Below are 16,571 nucleotides of genomic sequence, written 5' to 3'. Positions count from 1 at the left end.
CTTCTTGGCCCTTACCGATCGCTTCCTGACCTTGAGGCGCGATGTGCACTCCGGGGAAGTCCTCGCCCGCGGCGGGGATCCCGAAGCCCACAGCATCCTTGAACGCAGCGGCTTCGTCCCCGTCGTCCGCCTCCACGAGACCTATCACCGCCTGCCCATCGGCCTCGACGAAGCCGAGGAGAAACGTCTCGCCACCCGCGCCGTCGCCCGCCTGCGTGCCACGAAGTACGGCGTCGACACCGACGACGCCTTCGACACCGAGATGCGCGAGCCGCACTACCTTCCGCTCGGCTCCTCCGTCGCGCACCTGGCCGAGCGGATCCGCGACGCCACCACCAGTGACGAGGTCGCCGACGCCCTGACCGAACTCACGGCCTCCCACGACGGCGTGCTCATCGCCCTCGGCGAGGTCCTCGCGGCCACCGCCGCCTTCTATCAAGACCTCGGCCAACCGCCGGATCCGCACACCGCAAAGCGGCTGCAGTACCTCGCAGAGCACCGGCTCGCCGTCCTGTGGTCCGACCTCGCGCACATGCGCAACGACCTCGCCGACCGACACCAGGACCACCCCCAGCGCCGCGCGTGCACCACCGAGGCCGGACCGGACGAGCGCGAAGCCTCCGCCGTCTGCGCCTGCCCGCCGCCCCCGCCGCGCCTGACCACCACTCCCATCGCCGCACCCGCGCCAGCACACCCGCGGCGCTGATCGCACCCTTCCCTCTCGAGGAGCCCATGCACGACCCCACCCCCGACACCACACTCGGCTCGTTCGCCGCCGTCCTCGCCGGCGAACTGCCGGGCACCTGGACCAGCGCGTACCACCGGGACCGCGGCAGCCTCAACGCCCACCACGTCCTCGCTGACGCGGTCTGGGACATGAACGAGGTCGCCGAAGCACTGGCCAAGCACCCCGTGGACCACTGCGCCGTGCTGCAACGGCACGACGGAACACGCCTGTTCGTCACGGAACAGCCCGGCCACGCCGAGGGATACCTCATCGCCGCACTGGCCCCCGACGACGTACCGGCCGAGGCATTCCGTGGCGTACGCGAGCCCGACGGAATCGCGGTCGACGCCGACCCGTTCAGCGCGGCCGAGAACATCACCTTCGACCTCCTTCCCCGCTACTACGTCGCGGCCCACCAGGTCTTCAAGAACGCCGAGCACCTCACGCGGGAATCGTCCGCTGAAGAACGCCTGGTCATGACCTGGTCGGACGGTGCACTCGTGGTCGACAAGCCCGACCGCGCCGACATCACCCGGGTACTGACAGACCACGGCTTCGTCCTCGACACATCGCGAGCCGTCCTTGTCCTGCCGGGCGACGACACCGCCCGCCAGGCTGCCACCGTACGAGCCACCGGAGAACGGCTGTCCGCGCTGGGCATCGACACCGTGCTGCGCCATCCCCAGACGCGGCCCGCCCTGGACACCACCCCCGTCGCGCCGCCCGCCACCTCGTCCGCGCCGTCCGCGCGACGGCGATAGCCCCGACCCGCACAGGAGAAACCGCACGTGGGATCCCGTGCCGACGTTGAAGGCACCGACGTCACGATCTACCTCAAGCCCCTCACCGACACCGTGCACGCCGACACCCCAACCGGCGCGCCCGAGCAGCTGCTCGCCCTCCTCGACCAGCTCGGCTTCGAGCGCCGGACCCTGCCCACCCCCGAGCCCGTCTACGTCTGGCACGAAGCACCCGCCCACCTCGACGAGGACGCGAAGAAGCAGCTCGCCACCCATGCGGTGCCCTGGCTGCACCAGGCCGGATATGTGGTCCGCATCAACGATGACGTCTGGGACGCCGCCGCCTACACCGACGCCGCAACGGCCGTGCGCGACCACGGCGCCCTGGCCCCGCCGCTCGCCGTGCCCGCCATGGGGCGTCCGGCAGGGGCACGCCGCCGGTGAGCCTCGCCGATGACTACGACGTCGACGTCACCTTCTGCCACCGCGACGGAGCGATCTACGCCGACACCCGCGCCGGCGCCGGTGAGCCCCTCCTGGCGCTGCTCGACGCCCTCGGCCTCTACCGGTACCAGGCCGAGGGTGACGTCTGGCATCAGATCCCGGACGAGATGGACGAGATCGCCATGAAGGCCCTGGCCGACCAGGCCGCGCCGCTGCTGGCCCGTGCCGGATACCGGGTCGACATCGACGCGGGCCTCTTCGGCGGCACTGCCTATCGCGCAGCGCTCGCCGAACAGGCAGCACACCGACCAGCACCGCCACCCACACCACCCGCCGCGCAAGCACGCCGTACGCGCTGACCGACCGACCCTCGCCGGCCCCGGTCTACCGGGGCCGGCCCCACCCTCGCCAGGAGCCCGCCGTCACTCACACTCCCGACCGCACACCCCCGCCCATCACCGCCGACCGCAAGCCCCGCCTGGTCACCGCCCTGTTCCGCCGCTACCTGCGCGCCGTGAGCGTCGGCAGCTGGGAGCGCACCATCCCGTTGGCGGGCGGACGCCCCGAGGCGGTCCTCGACGAAGCCCGCCGCCGCGACGCCGCCCTCCTCGTGGAGAGCTACCGCATCCGGCACCACAACTAGCAGCCCCGAACGGCCTGTTCAGGAGGCCCATGCCCGACTCGAATCTCCCCTCCATACAGCTGGCCAACGCCATCACCGCCCAGATCGGCCAGCTCCGCCGTCACCTCGCCCTGGCGCCGCCGGGCGAGGCAGCCCAGATCCTCGCCAACGTCCTGGACTACGACACCGGTCTCCTCGGTGAGGTCACCGAACTCGTCTCCACCGGCTCGCGTTTCGCGAAGGTCAACTCCGAGCGCGGCATCCTGCCGCCCGAGGTCTGGCTAGCGCTGGGCCGCGCCGCCAACGAACTCGACAGCGTGGGCGTCGGCCTCACTGAGCACACTGGCGCCATCAAGAAGGTCGCCGCGCGGGCCCTCAGCTCCAGCGGGCCCACCGCCGCGCCGGTCGCATCGGCGATGGTCGTCAGGCGGCGCCGGTGAAGAAGAACAAGCAGTGGTCCGGCTGGGGCCCCACCGGTCAGCAGGCCCAGCAGCACTACCTCGTCGAACCCCGGCACCTCGCCGGCGGCGGAGACCTGCGCTTCGTCACCGAGTACCTGCGCGCCTCGGGCTGGAAGGACAAGTCCAAGACCGGCGGTCCCGTCGTGTTCGACAGCCCCGACAAGTCCGTGCGCATCGGGTACGACCCGTTCACCCAGCCCGGCGGCTGGACGATCAGCGGGAAGCAGACCAGGACGGAGGAGGCGTGGCACGCCACTCTCGGCCGGCAGGTCCCCGTCGAGATCGTGGCCGGAATGACCGACGCGCTGACCCGGCCGCGCTCCGCACACGCCCCCAATGTGTGGGCGCCGCTTGAGGCACAGGGATGGGAAACCGAGCGCGGACAGCACTTCACCGCCCGTAGTCCGGACGGCGACGCCGTCGTCCGCTTCCACCAGTCCGCCCCCGGACAGGCGCACTGGTGGGCCGGCGCCCGCAACGAGCACGGGACGGTATGGGAGGCGACGTTCACGCCGACCACGCCGATGCATTTGGTGCAGGCGTTCAGCACCGCGCTCGCCGACCCGCAGCCGGTGATGCGGCCCCTCGGCCACGTCCCGCCCTCGCAGAGAATCCGCACGACCTCGGTGTCCGTGCTGCCCTCGCAGCTCAACGCATGGCAGCAGGCCCGGATCACCGCAGCCCGCGCCGCCACCTGGGCCAGCAACACCTTCGCCAGCAACCGGGCACGCCCTCAAGGCCCCGGGGCCCGCCCGTACGCCAAGGCCGGGCGGATGCGGTGAGCCACGAACGCTTCTACTCCAAGGTCAACGGCCCCACCCTGCACCGCGTCAACGCCGTCCGCTGGCTCGACGAGGTCACCCCGCGCCACCTGGCCGGCGGGGGCGACCCCCGCCACGTGACCGAGTACCTGCTCGCGTCCGGCTGGAGCAACCACTCGGTCCCGGGCTATCCGCATGTCCTGCTGGAAAGCCCCGACCGACGGTTGCACCTCACGCTGGAACCCAGCCCCGTCACACCGGAACAGCACCGCCTGCAGCATCTGCGGCGCCTCGAAGCCGCTCAACGCACCGGCACCGCCTCGCCCGCGCCGCCACCACCCGGACTAGGTCGCCACAAGAGACACCGCTGACCCCGGGGGCTTGTACGCCCCGGCCGTACGCCCAAGCCGGAGCACGCGTCCGCCGCTGACCGTCTCACCTCAGCCCGCCGCCCCATCGAAAGCGCATCACCCTGACTCAGTCACAAGACCTCCCGCCCGGTGGCGTTGAGGCCCTCACCGCCGAACTCCTGCGCCTCGGCCGGCAGCTTGATAGAGCCGAACGCCCCGAGGATCTCGCCAACGTCCTCACTCCGATCGTCGACCGGAGTCACGGTGCACTCCACCTCATCGCCCAGATCTTCGACGTGATCGCAACCACCTGTGCCGACTTCGCTGTCCAAGACCCCTACGCCAACGATCTGCAGGACCTCTGCTGCGACGCGTACAGCGACCTGACCGACCTCAGAGATCGCTTCAACGGACTCGACGAACAGTTCCGCACCTTCTCCCCGGACGTCACACGCATACCCAGAGGACAGCGCCCAGTCCGGCCATGGTGAGCGCGGCCCCGTCCCTTCCATCCAAGGAGAAAATTGCCCACCCCCTCCGCCCCCAGCGCCGACGACGTCGCGCAGGCGACCGCCACCCTGGCCCAGGTCCAGAACTACCTGCACACCAATCCGTCCGTAGCCGGCGTGCTGCCGCTGCTCGCCGTCCTCCTCGACGAGGACACCGGCGTCCCCATCCTGCTCGGCGACATCCTTCGCAACGCCGCACGCCTCATCGCCCAGGAGGCGAAGGCCGACAGCGACGAGATCCACCTGATCGTCACCGGGCTTCGGGAAGCCGCCCAGGAGGCCACCGACCTGCACGTCCTGCACTGGGACGTACAGCGCCTGAACGGCTACGCGCCTGAGCCCGCCGCTCCCTCGGCGCCGTGACACGTCCCTATATCGCCAGCGCAGCCGACGATCCCTGGTCGCGGATCTGGTGCGACACCACGCCCCGCCACCTCGCCGGAGCCGGTGACCCGCGCCACGTCACCCAGGCTCTGCGGGCCGGCGGGTGGAAGAACTTCGGCGACCCCGACTTCCCCCACGTTGTTCTGGCCAGCCCCGACTACCGGCACTCGCTCGTCCTCGAACCCACCCCGGATACTTACGGCTCCTGGTGGCGGATCTCGTCACAGCACTGGCACGCGTCCTTCGGCGCCAACACACCCGTGGAAATCATCGCCGGATTCACCGACGCGCTCCTACGCTCCCCGCCCGCGGCCGAGCCAGACATCTGGCCGACGCTGCAGGCAGCGGGCTGGACGTACGAGTGCGACGAACGGGGCAACGAGTACGCCCGCCATCCGGACGGCATCACCGCCATGGAGCGGTCGGCGACGCTGACCAGCGACTACTTCAGCTGGAAGGCCGAAGTCGCGCTGCCCACCGGCCTCGGCGGCCACCACCGGCTATGGCACGCGTACTTCGACGACCGCACCCCACGCCACCTGATCGCCGGATTCGCCACGGCCCTCATCGACGCCGAGCCCGTCTCCCGCGGCCGATACGACGTCCCGCATGACCACCTCGTCGCGCAGGTGGAACGCGGCGCCCAGGGCGAGCAGCTCGCCGCCGCCCACGAAGCTCGGCTGAAGGCCAGCCGGGCCGCCGCCCGCAAGGCCCGCCGCAGCGCCGCCCCAGCACCCGGCCGTCGACAGGCCCGGCCGCCGAGGCAGTCACGCCCGCGGCCCGCAGCCGCTGACCGTGCGGAGCGGCTCCGGCCGCTCCGCACCCCGCCCCTCCATCACAACTGCCCGCCCAAAGGCCCTCTTTGACCATCTCACTCGAACCCGGGAGCCCGGCCCACCGGCTCTATCTGAGCCAGCTCGCCATCTATCTGCGGCACAGCAGGCAGATCCTCACCGCCTGGGACCACTACTCCGACCGGCACTCCGACCCCGAGACGTTCCAGCCCCACGACGAGGACGCCTACGGCCGCCGGCAGCAGAAACGCGACGCCGACACCCTGTCCGCGTTCGGCCGGGTGTACTACCACGCCGACGAACTCGTGGACGTCGCCCAGCGGCAGCTCGCCCTGCTAGCGCCGTCCGACCGGACCCGCCGCTACGCATGGCAGGTCCGAGAACTTCGGGATGCCACGCAGCGCCTCTACGCGGTCCGCGACGACTGGCTCGCGGAACGCGCCGCGCTGCCCGCGAGCGCGCGGCCCGGTACGAAGGCGTACGAGGAACCGCTCGCCGAGAGCTACGCGGAAGCCTGGTCCTACCTCGACCAGTGGGCCATCCACGGCCAGGCACTCTTCACCGTCAACGCGCTGGCGCAGAGGCACTCGACGGCATCCGCGCGGACCCTGTCGACGGCGGCGCCCGTACACACGGCCACCGCCACACCGTCCATGGGCCGGCGGTGACGGGCGCGAGCGAGACCGTCGAGCAGGCGTTCATCTCCCCGCGGTACCTCGCGGGCATCGGCGACGCCGGCTGGATCACCCAGCCCCTGCATCGGGTCTCCGGCTGGAGCTACGGACATGACCCGCTCATCCCTCGCGTCCTGCTCACCAGCCCGGACCAGCTCACGCAACTGCGTCTGGCCCCCGGCGATCCGGATGATTCGGACTGGTGGACCATCCGGCAGGCGCGAACCGCGGATCATCCCGCCTGGGCGGCCACCTTCCAGGCCCGCACCCCCGTCGAGATCATCGCCGCCTTCACCGACGTGCTCACCGACCCATCCGGTGCGCCCACCGCTTCGCCCGACCCCTTCACGACGTTGCAGGACGCGGGATGGGAACCGCCCCGGCACTTCGGCGGGCTCGCAGCCCCCGACGGCATCACGCGCATCGAGCGGCTCGGCAACCCCGGCAGCGACCTGTGGCACATCGAGACGGCCGTCATCCGAGACCCGACGATCTGGCGAGCCGTGTTCACCGGCACCACGCCCCTGCACCTGATCGCCGCCGTGACACGGGCGCTCGCCGACCCCGCGCCCCTCATGCGCGACCCTCGCCGCATCCCGGGCTGGGCCCGCGACCGCATGACCGTGCACACCCGCCACATCCCCGCGACCGACGTCGCCTTCGCCCTGGAGCGACGCATCAGCGCCCTCACCGAGCGACACCACCACGTGGCCAACGTTGCCCCCACGCCGCCCGGACCGGCGCGAGGCCGCACACGCTGACCAGTCCGTCGTGACCGGCCCCCTCCTTCCCCGTACTTGGAACAGCCCTTGCCCCAGCCCAACTCCACGCCCACCGACGGCTACGACATAGCCTTCAAGGTCCTCCTCGGCGCCATCGCCGTCGCCGTGCCCCTGTCCAACCTCGCCTGGCTCGGCGGCAATCTCACCGCCTGGACCACCACCTCCAACACCGCCCCCTACCAGCCGGTTCAGGCCCTGCTGCACCCCGACCAGCTGTGGCCCAACCTGAGCGAAACGTCCCTCCTGATCGGCACACGCATCCTGCCCGGCGCCGTACTCGTCGCGCTAGGCATCACCGCCGCAGTGCTCTACAAGCGGTACCGAGGCGGCGGCAGCGGGCGTAAGAAGCGCGTCGCCGGCATGGCCAAGCAGAAGGACATCCAGCCGCTGATGGCCAAGGCCATCACCGACAAGGCGCGCTCGCTACGCCCAAGCCTGAAAGACGCCAAGCACATCGCCGCAGCCGACACCGGCATCCTCCTCGGCAATCTCCAGGGCACCAAGCATGAGGTGCGCATGGGGTACGAGGACGTCGCCGTCGCGATCATGGCACCCCGATCCGGCAAGACGACCAGCTTGGCGATCCCCTCGATCCTCAATGCGCCCGGCCCGGTCCTGCTCACCTCGAACAAGGCCGCCGGCGATGCCTACACCGCGACCCTTGACGCGCGGGCTGCCGTCGGCCGGACCTGGTCGATGGACCCGCAGCAGATCGCCCACGCGGAGCGGGCCATGTGGTGGAACCCTTTGGTCGATGCCAAGACCCTCGACGGCGCAGGGCGGTTGGCCGGGCACTTCCTCGCCGCGAGCGTGGACGCGTCCCAGCAGGGCGACTTCTGGTCGAAGGCCGGCAGCAACATCCTGAGTCAGCTGTTCCTGGCCGCGGCGCTCGACGAGCGGCCGATCACCGACGTGATGGCCTGGCTCGCCTTCCCCGCCGACCGCACCCCGCTCGACATCCTGCGCGACCACAAGTTCGCCGCGGTCGCCGCCCAGCTCAAGGGCACCGTGGAAGGGCCGCCGGAAACCCGAGACGGCATCTACGAGACGGCCCGCCAGTACGCCGCCGCCCTGCTGAACTCGGAGATCGCCGCCTGGGTGACACCCCAAAAAGACGTGCCCGAGTTCCGGCCCTCCGCGTTCGTCACCTCGACGGACACGCTCTACCTGCTGTCGAAGGACGGCGGAGGCGGAGCCTCGGCCCTCATCGCCGCGTGCGCGGACAGCGTGATGCGCGCCGCGACAGCCCAAGCCGAACGTTCCGGCGGGCGCCTGGACCCGCCGATGCTCGCGATCCTCGACGAGGCCGCCAACGTCTGCAAAATCAGCGACCTGCCCGACCTGTACTCCCACTTGGGATCGCGCGGCATCATCCCGATCACCATCCTGCAGAGCTATAGGCAGGGCCAGAAAGTGTGGGGCGACGCGGGCATGGACGCCATGTGGTCCGCCTCCACCATCAAGGTCATCGGCTCGGGTATCGACGACCCCGACTTCGCCGACAAGCTGTCCCGCCTGATCGGCGACCACGACGTCGAGACGACCTCCACCTCGACCTCGGAGTCCGGGAAGTCCACCTCCGTGTCCATGCGCCAGGAACGCATCCTGGCCGCCGACGCCATCCGCGCGCTGCCCAAGGGCACCGCGCTCGCGTTCGCCACCGGCATGCGCGCGGCCATGCTCGATCTTCGTCCCTGGTATCTCGAGCCCGGGGCCGACGCACTCTCCGCCGCCTCCGCCCGCGCCTCCAAGGGCATCACCGCCCGCGCCATCGCCAAGGCCGCACCGAAGCAGTCCGCCTTCGGCCCCGCCGCGTAAGACCGCCGGCCTCCTCACCCTCCCTCTGCATACCGCCCGCCTGCCCACCTGGACCGCCTATGCCACTGATCCACGGCGTCCCCGACGACTGGAACCCCGACCACCGCTGCTGCCTCGAATGCGGCAACAGTGACCCCGACGTCACCCTGCGGGCCATCAGCCACCGCGCGACCAACCAGCAGGCACTTGCCTGCATCCGGCACATCGCCGAAGTTGCCGCCGTCCTCGAATCCTTCGTACCGGCCTCGCACAGCCCGGCCGAACAGGTATCGAAGCCCGGCGCCACTTCGGCACCGTCCTCCGCGCCCGCGCTTTCTCACTGGTCTCGCGCATGACTGAATCGCCCGCCGACGCCCTGCTGTTCGAGGTGGCGCCACCGCCGACGCCCGTTGAGCGGCTGCTCCGACTGGCCGACCAGTACACCCAGCACAACGACGCGCTCGACCTGCTCCTGCACGCCGCAGGCGCACCGCTGCCGGATGCCTACGCCAACTCCGCGCACCGCCTGGCCTCCGCCACCGGTGCCGCCATCAAGGCCATCCAAGGCGAACGACTCTATGAGGGTGAGGAGTTGACCGAAGTGATCATGCGGCTGAGGCAGCTTGTCATCCTCGCCGACGCCTCGATCGACCTGAACACCCGCTCCGCCCGCGAACTGACCGCGCTGGCTCCGGAAGCCGCCGTCACCAGCGCCGTGACGCTGGCCTCCGAGACCAGGCGGCGGCGCTCAACCACTGCACCAGCACCCGACGGTCAGCTCGGTGCCGCCCACCGCACCGCCCTGGCCGAGATCGCCTGCGGACACGTAACGGCCAGCAGCTCCCTGGGGCGCGAGTTCACCCGCTCCCGCGAGCCCAAGGTGCTGATGAGCACCCTGCGCGCCCTGGAGTCGAAGGGGCTGGCTGAAAGGACGACGGGCTCGGCACGCGCGGCCTACGTCGGCGGCCCGCCCTTGGACCGCGTACGGCTCACCTTGGCCGGCGTCACCGCCCTTGCCTCGGTCATCGACGCGCCTCCCGCCGGGCCGCGCACTGCGCCCGGAACCACACCCCGCCCCCTGCCCGCCGCCGGGCAGGCCACCACGCGAAGCCGCTGAACCACAGGAGCCATCGATCCCCACGCCCCCACTCGACCTGAATGAACAAGTCGGTCAACTCAGGCAGTTGGCACACGACTTCGAAGCCCTCAAGGCGCGCGTGCGCGACATCTCCTACACACCCGGCACGGACGCGCTGCGCCACATCAGCCCCCTGCTCCTGCAGGCGCAGGACCTCACGGCCACCGCCCTGGTGCGCCTGAGCGCACTCGACAACAGCACGTACACCAGCGTCGCCGGCAGCCGGGCCAGCCTGGAGCTGATGGCCTCGGTCGTGTCCTCGTCATCGCTCGCTGGCACCGACCTGGCCCATGTGGTGCTCGCCAACCCGTACGAGGGCGCCCAGTTCGCCGGTTACCCGGCCGACGACGAGGCCGTGCGCACCGTCCGGCACGCCCAGGCCATCCCGAATATGAACGGCCACCTCAACGATGCCGTCCACCAGCTCGACCTGTGCGCCATCGGCTGCCACTACCTCGCCCACGGCATCACCGAGGACCTGACCACCGCGCACAAGAACAAGCCCGCGGCCGTACAGCAGACGACGGGCCCCGCGCTCACCGCGGCCCAGTACGACGCCCTCACCGCCCTCAACGGCGGGGGCTACCTGTACGAGAGCGCCACTCGCGGACTGGGCGTAACCCGCGTCGCCACCAACGACGGCACCCGCGTCTCCATCGCCACCTATCGGGCCCTGGAAAAGCGCGGACTCGTCACCCACGACACCAGCACCTCCCTGTGGGCGGGAGGGCAGAAGATCTCCGTCACCGAGCAGGGGCAGCAGGCCCTGGCCCAGCCGCGCCCGGCCGCTCGGCTTGCGACCCAAGTGGCCGCCGGACCCAAGACCGTGGTCACGCAGGGAGCCCACCGGTGACCGCGTACGGACCCGACGACCGGGTCCTGGTCTCCCCGCGATATATGGCGGGCGCGGGTGACCCGCTCACCGACGCAATCGGCCCGCTGATCCACCTCGTCGGCTGGACCCCGCAGCATGACGCCACCACCGGACACGTCAAGATCGACAGCCCCGACGGCGGCATGTTCGTCGACTGCGCCCCCGTCCACCCCCTCGGGCAGTGGTGGACGATCATGCACCACGAGCCGTACTGGGAGGTGCAGTTCAGCCGACAGACTCCTCTGGCGGCCTCGTGACCGGCATCGCCCGGCCCCTGCACGCCCGGCTCTACGGACTCCCCCACGACCCGGCCCCGGTGCCCGCCGCCCTCGACGAACTCCTGCAGACCCTGATGACCGCCCGCGACCCCAACCAGCAGCACGCCGTGCTGGCCCAGCTCGCCGAGCAGTTGCGCAACGCCGCCGAGATCCTCGAATGGGCACGCGACAACGCCCACTGGCGCCAACTCCCCGCCCCCACCTGGGAATGGCTGCGTACGGCCACGGATGCCGCCCGCGACCTCGCTGCCGGTCTCGACGAAGTACGCCCCGCCTTCGCCGCACCTCGCGCCCCCTCCACGACCCCGGCTCCGCCACCACCCGCCGGGCATCGCGCCTCCACTCTCCGCCGCTGACCACCCGCCATGGCCAGCACCCCATTCACCGCAAGGACGTCCTCATTTCCGACAACCCCGTATTCCGATCGATCTCGCTCGGCGCCGGAATTCAATCCAGCGCCATGCTCGCCCTGTCAGCCGAAGGAATTCTCCCCAAGGTCGATTACGCCATTTTCGCCGACACAGGGTGGGAACCGAATGCCGTTTATTCGCATCTTGACCGCCTGGAGCGGGAGGTAGCGAAACCGGCAGGTATACCCATTCTACGCGTGACGTCCGGGAACATTCGCAGCGATGCGCTAGACCCTGATCACAGATTCGCCTCCATGCCACTCTACATCCTCAATCAGGACGGCAAGGCGGGGATGACCAGGAGGCAATGCACCGGCGAATATAAGATAAAACCGATCAAGAAGAAGGTTCGCGAACTCCTCGGCTACCCCTACCCCGCCCGCATTCCACGCGACGTATTTGTGGAGCAGTGGGTTGGCATCTCGACGGATGAATTCCACCGCGCCAAGGACGCGGACGTGAAGTACATGCGCAACCGGCACCCGCTCATCGATATGGGCTGGTCACGCAGCGATTGCATCCGTTACCTTTCCTCGCTCGGATTGGCCGACACTCCGAAATCGAGCTGCCTTGGATGCCCATTTCACGGTAACGCCCAGTGGCGAAATATCCGCGACAACTCTCCTGCCGAGTGGGCAGACGTGGTGGAGTTCGATGCCGCTATCCGCAAGGGAAACGCCCGCGCCAACGCCACCGGGAACCTGCTTCTGGGCCAGGCATTCCTGCACCGCTCCCGTATTCCGCTGAGCGAAGCCCCGATCGACCACGTCACCGCCGCCGAATGGGCCGCACTCCAGCAGGAAATCGACACCGAAGAAGCCACGCAGCAACTGGAAGAGGGCGTAACCGACGGGTGCTCTCCTTGGGCCTGCCGAGGCGAAATCGCAGCCACACAGGACGACTTCGGGCTGGCCACATGATCGTGCTCGATCTATTTTCGGGGCCCGGTGGCTGGAGCCACGCACTAGCCATGCTCGGCGTGCTGGACATCGGCCTGGAATGGGACGAGTGGGCCTGCAAGACCCGGGCCGCGCAAGGGCAGTTGACGATCCGGACCGACGTGGCGATGTACCCAGTGGGGCCGTTTCTCGGGAAGACCACCGGGCTCATCGCCAGCCCGCCCTGCCAGGCATGGTCGATGGCCGGCAAGCGCCTCGGCCTCCTCGACCAGCCGCTCGTCCACCAGGCCGTCGCCGACCTCGCCGCCGGCCACGACACCCGCAAAGCGCTGCTGACGGCCTGCCGGGACGAGCGGTCGCTGCTCGCTGCCGAGCCCATGCGCTACCTGCACGCCCTGAACTCCTTCGGCCAGCCCGAGTGGGTGGCGATGGAAGAGGTGCCCGATGTCCTGCCCCTGTGGCGGCAGTACGCGTCCATCCTGCGCGCCTGGGGATTCTCGGTGTGGACCGGTGTCCTCAACGCGGCCGATTACGGCGTTCCGCAAACACGGCGACGGGCGATCCTGCTCGCCTCCCGTGTACGCACCGCCGAGCCCCCGCCGCCCACGCACGCCCAACATGCCGAGCCGGAGAGCCTGTTCGGGCCGGGCCGCGCCCGTTGGGTGTCCATGGCCGAGGCCCTCGGCTGGGGCGCCACCGACCGGCCCGTGCCCACCGTGTGTGCCGGCGGTGGACCAGGAGGCGGCCCCGAACCCTTCCCCTCCGGCTCCCGCAAGACCCTCTCCGACGCCCGCGCCCGCGGCACCTGGTCGCCGCGTAGCGACACCGACGCCGTCTCTGCCTCCCGCCGCGAAAGCTCCGGCGAGGCCGCGGGTCACGGCACCCGCGAGGACCAATCGTCCGAGGATGCGGCCCCCGCGTTCACCCCTGATGCCCGCCGCTGGGCGTGGTCGCTGCGCAGCAACAACCAGGCCAACGCCACCGTCCGACCGTTGTCCGAGCCTGCCGGAACTCTGTTCTTCGGTCACCGGGCCAACGAGTGCACCTGGGTCGCCGACACCACCGCCAGCAGTGTGGAGGACGAGGAGCAGCCGGTGCCGGATCCGATCAGGATCACCGCCCGCGAAGCGGGCATCCTGCAGAGTTTTCCCGCCGACTACCCCTGGCAGGGCAACAAGGGCCAGCAGTTCTCCCAGATCGGCAACGCCGTGCCTCCGCGTCTGGCAGCCCACCTGCTCGCCCCGCACCTCAACCAGCCTGTCAATCCCGAGGACTTCACTCTCGCCGCCTGATGCCTGACACCCCTGACACCACCGAGGACTATGACGATCTGTACCGCGTGCGGGCCCCCAAGCCGGTGTACTACGCCGAACAGGCCCTCCTCGGCGCCCTCCTCCTCGAACCCCGGCGCCTGGCCGACACCGGAACCCTGACCGCCGGCCACTTCGACAACCACAGCCACGCCACCCTCTTCACTGCGATCCGCACCCTCCCTGCGCCCGACCCCGCCGACCACGCCAAGGACACCGTCTGGCTCAACAAAGTGCTCGAACACGCCCGGCCCCACGCCCGCGGCCTGAGTGCCTCCTACATCCACGGCCTCATCCAGTTCTGCCCGCAGCCCAAGCACGCCGCCGCGTACGCCCGGATGATCCGCGCCGACCACGCCCGCCGCACCCTGCGCCTGCACGCCGAACGCCTCGCCCACACCGCCACCGACGCCACCGGACCGAACCCCGCCGCCGCGGCCCTCGTCCAGGCCGACGCCCTCGGCCGCGTCCTGGACGATCTCGTCGGCCAGTTCGCCCCGCACCCCGGCTCCCTCCCCCGCTCACAACCCGCCACCACCGTCGCACGGCACGGCAGCGCCGAAGACCTCGACGAGGAACGCCTCCTGCTCGCCACGGCCACCGCTTACCCGGCCGAGGTCCAGCAGATGCGGTGGCTGGCGGCGGAGGACTTCATCTCGCCACTGCACGCCGCGTTGTGGCAATGTGTGACCGCGCTGGTCCACCGCGGCGACATGGTCGACCCCGTCACCGTCCTTGGCGAGGCCCAGATCCGCGGACTGATCACCGACGCCCTCACCTCCCGCGACCTGATGGCCGTGGTGTCCACGCCCGCGGGCTCTCCCGAATACTGGGGCGAGAACGTCCTTAGGCGTGCTCTCCTCGCCCGCGCCCACACGGTCGCGACACGGATCACCGCCTACACCGACGACCTCGCCAACACCCCCCACCAGCTCATCACCGGCAGCCGCCGCGCCCTGGCCGACCTGAACACCCTGCGCACCCGCTGGCGCCACGCCACCTCCCCGGTGCCGGCGACCAGACCCGCGCGCGCCAGTGCCACGGCCGCGCCCCGGGCCGGCCCGCCGCCGGCCACGGCCCCGCCCGCCGCACGCCTGTCCCGCTGACCCCGAACCCGCCGGTGACCGGACCTCCCCACTCCGGCCCCCGGCACGAGAGAGCACCCCACTTTTCGTGACGCCACCCTCCACCGACGCGCACGTCCGCCTCGACGCCCACCCCACCCACACAAGCGCCGTGACCGCCATCCTCACCGGCACCCGGCAGGACCTGGCCCGCCCCGTGCTGACCGCACACGGCTTCGAAACCCTCGACGACCACACCCTGATCCTGGCCCGCATCGACCGCGAGGAAAAACTCGCGCACGGCACCGGCACCCGCCTCCACCGAAGTCCCGGCACGCCCCGGCAGCTGCCCCACCACACCACGGTGTGCCCCGCCACCACGGCGCCCGGCCCGTAACCCCAGGCTGGCCGACCGCGCTGACCGGCGAACACCGCCATGGTCATAGCGGGCACGGGCACGCCGCGGGGCCACCCGCACCGGGCCGCCCGTCTGCGACTCCGCACAGGTTTGCGCTGCACTGAACGCCGGTGCCCGGCCCCGCCCCGCCAGCCCGGAGGGCTGGAAGGCTCCTGGATTCCCTCTTCAGCGCACTCTCGCCAGAGCCCTTGACCCATAAGGTCGAACCAGCGGCCGTGCACAGCAGAGGGAGCCTCAATGAAGCGCGAGCGGGCAACGGAGCTGCTCCACGAGATGCTCGACCGGCTCGAGGCAGGCGCTCGCCCCCTCGACCTCGTGGACGAGGTCTACGTCTTCGGTTCGTACGCCCGAGGCGCGCTTGAGCCGGGCGACCTCGATGTGGCGGTGGTCCACCACACTGACACCGAGTTCACCGAAGACGTCGTCGGCGCCATCATCTACGGCCGGGATCCCATGGCGGGGATGAAGCGCGCGCTCAAAGGCAACAGGCGCGGGTTCCAGTTCCAGTTCAATCAGAACGACCGCCTCCCCGAAGGCTCCGCGCCACAACTGCTGTGGAAGCGCGGTGACACCCGCGCCACCGCAGAAGAGCGGTTGCAGGCGATGACGGCGGACCCGGACGCCGGCCGAGCGCCCCGCGACGCCATGATCGAGCAGTTCGACGGACTCGACCGGTGGATCCCCTTGCCCGTACGCGTCCGGCTGGTGGATCTGCTCGACGCCGGCGCGATCGAGATCAGCCGCATCCAACTCCCGGCCGACGACCCCACCCACCCGGCCGCCCTGGCCGCCCTGGGGCGCCGGTGGAAGCTGGACAGCCCACTGCGCCGCGCCGCCGCTGCCGCCGTGCGCTACGCGGAGGACACCGGCATGTCCCCGCCGTCCGTGTGGGTACAGGGACAGCCACTCGACCACCGCCGCGACCAGTACGGCGCCGGCGCTCTGTGGATCAACCTCGGCTGGTACCACTTCGACCAACTCGTCTTCCGGCTCCGTGAGGGCGCACAGAGTCTGGAGGTCGTCCGCCCCACACGGACACAGCCGCTGCACGCCCTCCACATCACCGTGCGTGACATCGCAGCGCTGCCCCCGATGTAGCACTCCCGCCACCCGAATGACGACGAAACAGCGTGGC

At 70.5% G+C, this 16,571-nt stretch carries 24 protein-coding genes; 23 read left to right on the top strand and 1 reads right to left on the bottom strand.

Annotation, left to right across the window (positions count from 1 at the left end):
- Nucleotides 1-4: 4 nt before the first annotated feature.
- The 8 genes from ACQEWB_RS31045 (at nt 5) to ACQEWB_RS31010 (ending at nt 4,126) form a co-directional block, all read left to right on the top strand.
- Nucleotides 5-706, top strand: coding sequence for a hypothetical protein (locus ACQEWB_RS31045; protein ID WP_432836761.1), 702 nt, complete (start codon nt 5-7; stop codon nt 704-706).
- Between the two features lie 26 nt (nt 707-732).
- Nucleotides 733-1,488 carry a hypothetical protein gene (locus ACQEWB_RS31040; RefSeq protein WP_432836759.1) on the top strand — a complete coding sequence of 252 codons (756 nt, stop codon included), beginning with the start codon at nt 733-735 and terminating at the stop codon, nt 1,486-1,488.
- 27 nt (nt 1,489-1,515) lie between these two features.
- On the top strand, nt 1,516-1,911 hold the full coding sequence (locus ACQEWB_RS31035) for a hypothetical protein (protein ID WP_432836757.1): 396 nt from the start codon (nt 1,516-1,518) through the stop codon (nt 1,909-1,911).
- Nucleotides 1,908-2,270: a hypothetical protein gene (locus ACQEWB_RS31030; RefSeq protein ID WP_432836755.1), complete on the top strand. Its 363-nt coding sequence runs from the start codon at nt 1,908-1,910 to the stop codon at nt 2,268-2,270. The genes ACQEWB_RS31035 and ACQEWB_RS31030 overlap by 4 nt, the downstream gene beginning before the upstream one ends.
- A gap of 155 nt (nt 2,271-2,425) precedes the next feature.
- Nucleotides 2,426-2,554, top strand: coding sequence for a hypothetical protein (locus ACQEWB_RS31025; protein WP_432836753.1), 129 nt, complete (start codon nt 2,426-2,428; stop codon nt 2,552-2,554).
- A gap of 29 nt (nt 2,555-2,583) precedes the next feature.
- A complete protein-coding gene (locus tag ACQEWB_RS31020) occupies nt 2,584-2,973 on the top strand; it encodes a hypothetical protein (protein WP_432836751.1) in 390 nt (129 codons plus the stop codon).
- The gene (locus ACQEWB_RS31015) at nt 2,970-3,776 is read left to right on the top strand and encodes a DUF317 domain-containing protein (RefSeq protein WP_432836749.1); all 807 of its coding nucleotides are present in this window, start codon (nt 2,970-2,972) and stop codon (nt 3,774-3,776) included. The genes ACQEWB_RS31020 and ACQEWB_RS31015 overlap by 4 nt, the downstream gene beginning before the upstream one ends.
- The gene (locus ACQEWB_RS31010) at nt 3,773-4,126 is read left to right on the top strand and encodes a hypothetical protein (protein ID WP_432836747.1); all 354 of its coding nucleotides are present in this window, start codon (nt 3,773-3,775) and stop codon (nt 4,124-4,126) included. The genes ACQEWB_RS31015 and ACQEWB_RS31010 overlap by 4 nt, the downstream gene beginning before the upstream one ends.
- A gap of 110 nt (nt 4,127-4,236) precedes the next feature.
- On the opposite strand, the gene ACQEWB_RS31005 is transcribed toward ACQEWB_RS31010, so the two are convergent.
- Nucleotides 4,237-4,437, bottom strand: coding sequence for a hypothetical protein (locus tag ACQEWB_RS31005; protein WP_432836745.1), 201 nt, complete (start codon nt 4,435-4,437; stop codon nt 4,237-4,239).
- 192 nt (nt 4,438-4,629) lie between these two features.
- Here ACQEWB_RS31005 and ACQEWB_RS31000 point away from each other — a divergent pair, with 192 nt between their 5' ends.
- The 15 genes from ACQEWB_RS31000 to ACQEWB_RS30930 all read left to right on the top strand — a co-directional run bounded on the left by ACQEWB_RS31000 (nt 4,630) and on the right by ACQEWB_RS30930 (nt 16,534).
- A complete protein-coding gene (locus ACQEWB_RS31000) occupies nt 4,630-4,977 on the top strand; it encodes a hypothetical protein (RefSeq protein ID WP_432836743.1) in 348 nt (115 codons plus the stop codon).
- The gene (locus tag ACQEWB_RS30995; RefSeq protein WP_432836741.1) at nt 4,974-5,864 is read left to right on the top strand and encodes a DUF317 domain-containing protein; all 891 of its coding nucleotides are present in this window, start codon (nt 4,974-4,976) and stop codon (nt 5,862-5,864) included. Before ACQEWB_RS31000 ends, ACQEWB_RS30995 begins: the two co-directional genes overlap by 4 nt.
- The gene (locus ACQEWB_RS30990) at nt 5,861-6,460 is read left to right on the top strand and encodes a hypothetical protein (RefSeq protein WP_432836739.1); all 600 of its coding nucleotides are present in this window, start codon (nt 5,861-5,863) and stop codon (nt 6,458-6,460) included. The genes ACQEWB_RS30995 and ACQEWB_RS30990 overlap by 4 nt, the downstream gene beginning before the upstream one ends.
- On the top strand, nt 6,457-7,227 hold the full coding sequence (locus tag ACQEWB_RS30985) for a DUF317 domain-containing protein (RefSeq protein ID WP_432836737.1): 771 nt from the start codon (nt 6,457-6,459) through the stop codon (nt 7,225-7,227). The genes ACQEWB_RS30990 and ACQEWB_RS30985 overlap by 4 nt, the downstream gene beginning before the upstream one ends.
- Nucleotides 7,228-7,275: 48 nt before the next feature.
- Nucleotides 7,276-9,066: a TraM recognition domain-containing protein gene (locus tag ACQEWB_RS30980; RefSeq protein WP_432836735.1), complete on the top strand. Its 1,791-nt coding sequence runs from the start codon at nt 7,276-7,278 to the stop codon at nt 9,064-9,066.
- A gap of 59 nt (nt 9,067-9,125) precedes the next feature.
- On the top strand, nt 9,126-9,401 hold the full coding sequence (locus ACQEWB_RS30975) for a hypothetical protein (RefSeq protein ID WP_432836733.1): 276 nt from the start codon (nt 9,126-9,128) through the stop codon (nt 9,399-9,401).
- The gene (locus ACQEWB_RS30970) at nt 9,398-10,162 is read left to right on the top strand and encodes a hypothetical protein (protein WP_432836731.1); all 765 of its coding nucleotides are present in this window, start codon (nt 9,398-9,400) and stop codon (nt 10,160-10,162) included. Before ACQEWB_RS30975 ends, ACQEWB_RS30970 begins: the two co-directional genes overlap by 4 nt.
- Before the next feature lie 67 nt (nt 10,163-10,229).
- The gene (locus ACQEWB_RS30965) at nt 10,230-11,036 is read left to right on the top strand and encodes a hypothetical protein (RefSeq protein ID WP_432836729.1); all 807 of its coding nucleotides are present in this window, start codon (nt 10,230-10,232) and stop codon (nt 11,034-11,036) included.
- Nucleotides 11,033-11,314, top strand: coding sequence for a hypothetical protein (locus ACQEWB_RS30960; RefSeq protein ID WP_432836727.1), 282 nt, complete (start codon nt 11,033-11,035; stop codon nt 11,312-11,314). Before ACQEWB_RS30965 ends, ACQEWB_RS30960 begins: the two co-directional genes overlap by 4 nt.
- Nucleotides 11,311-11,691, top strand: a complete 381-nt coding sequence (locus ACQEWB_RS30955) for a hypothetical protein (RefSeq protein WP_432836725.1) — start codon at nt 11,311-11,313, stop codon at nt 11,689-11,691. Before ACQEWB_RS30960 ends, ACQEWB_RS30955 begins: the two co-directional genes overlap by 4 nt.
- A gap of 104 nt (nt 11,692-11,795) precedes the next feature.
- Nucleotides 11,796-12,665 carry a hypothetical protein gene (locus ACQEWB_RS30950; RefSeq protein WP_432836723.1) on the top strand — a complete coding sequence of 290 codons (870 nt, stop codon included), beginning with the start codon at nt 11,796-11,798 and terminating at the stop codon, nt 12,663-12,665.
- A complete protein-coding gene (locus ACQEWB_RS30945; protein ID WP_432836721.1) occupies nt 12,662-13,936 on the top strand; it encodes a DNA cytosine methyltransferase in 1,275 nt (424 codons plus the stop codon). Before ACQEWB_RS30950 ends, ACQEWB_RS30945 begins: the two co-directional genes overlap by 4 nt.
- On the top strand, nt 13,936-15,060 hold the full coding sequence (locus ACQEWB_RS30940; RefSeq protein WP_432836719.1) for a DnaB-like helicase N-terminal domain-containing protein: 1,125 nt from the start codon (nt 13,936-13,938) through the stop codon (nt 15,058-15,060). The genes ACQEWB_RS30945 and ACQEWB_RS30940 overlap by 1 nt, the downstream gene beginning before the upstream one ends.
- A 67-nt stretch (nt 15,061-15,127) precedes the next feature.
- Nucleotides 15,128-15,415, top strand: a complete 288-nt coding sequence (locus ACQEWB_RS30935; RefSeq protein WP_432836717.1) for a hypothetical protein — start codon at nt 15,128-15,130, stop codon at nt 15,413-15,415.
- Nucleotides 15,416-15,673: 258 nt separating this feature from the next.
- Nucleotides 15,674-16,534 (top strand): nucleotidyltransferase domain-containing protein, encoded by an 861-nt coding sequence (locus ACQEWB_RS30930; RefSeq protein WP_432836715.1) that lies wholly within the window; start codon nt 15,674-15,676, stop codon nt 16,532-16,534.
- Nucleotides 16,535-16,571: the final 37 nt, after the last annotated feature.

Source organism: Streptomyces sp. CA-249302, assembly GCF_050936785.1.
GTDB lineage: Bacteria > Actinomycetota > Actinomycetes > Streptomycetales > Streptomycetaceae > Streptomyces.
The sequence above is the reverse complement of the archived record's forward strand: the minus strand, read 5'-3'. Positions and strand labels throughout refer to the sequence as shown.